Annotated in this window: 1 protein-coding gene; it reads left to right on the top strand. The window is 80.0% G+C overall.

Annotated features, from left to right (window positions below; all coding sequences use genetic code 11):
• Positions 1-326 (top strand): nicotinate-nucleotide--dimethylbenzimidazole phosphoribosyltransferase (locus ACVMLK_RS21340; RefSeq protein ID WP_457487586.1); only part of this gene is annotated, 326 nt, incomplete at its 5' end.
• Positions 327-415: the final 89 nt, after the last annotated feature.

Here is a 415-nt window from a genome sequence, read left to right as displayed (position 1 = left end):
CCGCCATCCTGGGCGCCGCGCTGGAGGCGCGCCGGCGCGGTGTCCCGGTGCTGCTGGACGGTTTCGTCTGCACCGCCGCCGCCGCCCCCCTCGCCCGGCTGGCGCCGGGCGGGCTGGACCACGCCCTGGTGGCGCATTGCTCGGCCGAGGCCGGCCACCGCCGGCTGGTGGAGGCGCTCGGCCAGAGGCCGTTGCTCGACCTCGGGATGCGGCTGGGCGAGGCCTCCGGCGCGGCGCTCGCCGTGCCGCTGCTGCGCGCCGCCCTGGCCTGCCATGCCGGGATGGCGACCTTCGCCGAGGCCGGCGTGGCCGAAGGCGCCCCATGAGGGCCTGGGCCACCGCCCGCCTGGCCGAGCTGGCTGCGGCGCTGGGGCTGCTGACCCGCCTGCCGGTGCATCGCTGGCCGATGCCGCCC

This window comes from Teichococcus aerofrigidensis, from assembly GCF_054073225.1.
This window is presented reverse-complemented; position numbering and strand designations above follow the sequence as displayed.